Raw genomic sequence first — 2,666 nt, forward strand, 5'->3', positions numbered from 1 at the left:
CCGATCGGCGGGCGCCCGCGACCCGCGCCCTTCGGGTAGAACGGCTCGATCTCGGCCTCCAGCGCCGACCACGGCGTCACCGCCTCGATCTCGGCGAGGAACCGGTCACGCCGCGTCTGCTTCTTCTTGGCGGCGTACTCCAGCTCGGAAAAGCTCGATTGCATCGGTTGAGGTCCCGTTGTGGCTCAGCAGCGGCCATTATCTCAAAGGCATCCCACCAGCCGGGCGGTGGCGGACGAATAAATCAGTGGCTCCTTAGGGTGCCGCTCCAAAAAAAGCATCTATTAGGCAACTATAACCTCATCCTTCACAATGATACGTCCATTTTTAATTACGCATAGTCTTTTTGTTTGGTCGATTATTGCCCATTGTGGTGACAACGAATTTAATACAACAAGATCGGCCTTTTTACCAACTTCTATCCCATAGTTCTTTTCAATTCCTAAAACTCTAGCACCCTCTGACGTTATCATTTTCCAAATTAGTCCCAAATCTCTGTTTGTCTTTAACTCTAATCTCTGAGTTTCGATCAGAGCCCCTTGTACCATATCACCGTTGCCAGAGGGAACCCAAAAATCTCTGATATTGTCCGAAGCACAGCCAAGATTGATGCCAGCTTCAAGCAGCTTTATCACCGGCATAGTAGGCGGTGTACTACTAAAACAGGTAACAAATTTCATACCCGAATCCTTGTACAATGGGATTGCCTCATCGAGCCATTCGGACGGAGCATCTGCAAAACACCAGGCATGACTCGTAGTTACTCTACCCTTATACCCATTTTCAATTGTCTTTTGGGCAAGACGATTTATCGAATATACTCCAACAGTTCCAATATCATGTATGTGATAGTCGATATCAACATCGTATTCCTTTGCTAATTTAAAGCATAGGTCTAAAGAACCCTCAACATTATTTTCCCGCGTAGCAGGATCAACTCCCCCAACTAAATCACAGCCCATATCCAAGGATTCTCTAATCAATGATTCAGATTCCAAATCAACGAAAAATCCACTCTGTGCAAAGGCTACGACTTGTATATCGATAAGATCCTTTAACTCTTCCTTGGCTTCTAAAACTGCTTCCACTGCTTTTGTTTTAGCAACTGAATCTACATCTACATGGGTCCGGGTGTATAAAGTCCCATGGAGTACCTGCATGTGAGCATGTTCTATCACATGTCTTTTTATTTCTTCGTGGGTAGCATTTTTATAATATTTCAAGCCATCCTCGATGGCAGCATCCCTTGTATAAGGTCTGCTCCAAAACTTCGGTAATCTTTCACCTGTGCTCGTAAATGACTTATCCATATGGGTATGTGCATCGACAAATCCGGGAGACACAAGGTTACCCTTTGCATCAATTTCGTCTTTTACGGTTCCTTCAATTTTAGCTTCTATTTTGATTATTCTGTCACCAACAATCCCAATATCATATACACTGTCTTTTTCACTTAGATAGGCGTTTCTAATGATTAAATCAAAATCTTTACTCATTTTTATCCTCCTTTTTTAAACTAGGACTTGTAACTTCGAGCCTCCTTTTTGGTAGATTTAAACTAACTTTTTAGGTTCGGGAATAATAATCGTACCAGCTTCCCCTTTTAAGGCCCGTCCAATTTCTTCCGGAGAGGTAATAATCGACTTATGGCCTCCGTTTTCAACAAACAATAAAGCTGCTTCCATTTTTGGTCCCATGCTGCCTGGCGGAAAGTGGCCCTCTTGTTGATACCTACGCCCTTCGCTGACTGTAATCGTATCTAGTTCCTTTTGTGACTCCTTTCCATAGTTAATTGCGACATGACTCACCCCTGTAAGTATTACAAAGGTTTCAGCTCCTACGTCCCTGGCTAGTTGTTGGCCGGCTAAGTCTTTGTCAATAACTGCTTCAACCCCCGTATAACCGCCCGATCACGGGCGAAGGCTTGTGCCCATCGCATTCCTTCAACTGTCACCGCCGTGGTAGTGGCAGGAGCGGGCCAAACTGATATACGACCTCCTGCCGTGCCATGATACTGATCTGACAGGGCTGTGATCCGATCTTTGGCCACAGCCGTTTCCTCCATGATCGAGCACAGTTCGACTTGGGGAGAGCGAGCCTTCAAGGCGTCCACATACCCTTGAATGCGCCCGTCCATCCGATCAAAGAACATGCGGGCGTAGACGACCCTCACACCCACCTCACCATAGACCGCCATCGCGGCCTCGATGTTGCCTGGGTAGATGGCCGAATCGGCGTTGTCGTTGATCGTCGTAATCCCGCTGCGCACAGCTTCCGCACAATACAACCTCACCGCCACCGCTACGTCCTCCGGTCTCATCGCCTTTTGTCCCGGATACAAAACGTTGAACAGCCAGTCATAGAATTGACGCCCGTGCGAGGGCCCTCCGCGCAGGAGGATCTGGTTCACATGGGTGTGGGCATTGATGAAACCGGGTAACACGACCTTGCCGCGTGCATCGATCACCCGATCCGCTGGCGGAGGCACCGACTCGGCGTGCACTCCGAGCGCGACGATCCGTCCATCCTGCACGTGAACCCAGCTATCCCCAAGGACTCTGCGGTACTGATCCATCGTGACGAGGGTACCGTGCTGGATGCTGAGCGTTTGCATGATATGTATCCAATAGTGTGTTACACGTCGCAAAGCAGATATTATGTCGAAA

4 protein-coding genes are annotated in these 2,666 nt (G+C 48.0%); all 4 read right to left on the bottom strand.

Going from position 1 to position 2,666, the window contains the following annotated elements; translation table 11 throughout:
* Window positions 1–164 (bottom strand): transposase (locus ACYQ1K_RS27755; RefSeq protein WP_488199523.1); only part of this gene is annotated, 164 nt, incomplete at its 3' end.
* Between the two features lie 120 nt (window positions 165–284).
* Complete coding sequence (gene atzC / locus ACYQ1K_RS27760; RefSeq protein ID WP_459986863.1) at window positions 285–1,496, bottom strand: N-isopropylammelide isopropyl amidohydrolase; 1,212 nt, start codon at window positions 1,494–1,496, stop codon at window positions 285–287.
* A gap of 57 nt (window positions 1,497–1,553) precedes the next feature.
* On the bottom strand, window positions 1,554–1,880 hold the full coding sequence (locus ACYQ1K_RS27765; RefSeq protein WP_459986865.1) for an amino acid kinase family protein: 327 nt from the start codon (window positions 1,878–1,880) through the stop codon (window positions 1,554–1,556).
* Window positions 1,865–2,666: amidohydrolase family protein (locus tag ACYQ1K_RS27770; protein ID WP_459986864.1), on the bottom strand; the 802-nt coding region annotated here is incomplete at its 5' end. The genes ACYQ1K_RS27770 and ACYQ1K_RS27765, both read right to left, overlap by 16 nt.

Source organism: Nocardioides sp. AN3 (assembly GCF_054653495.1).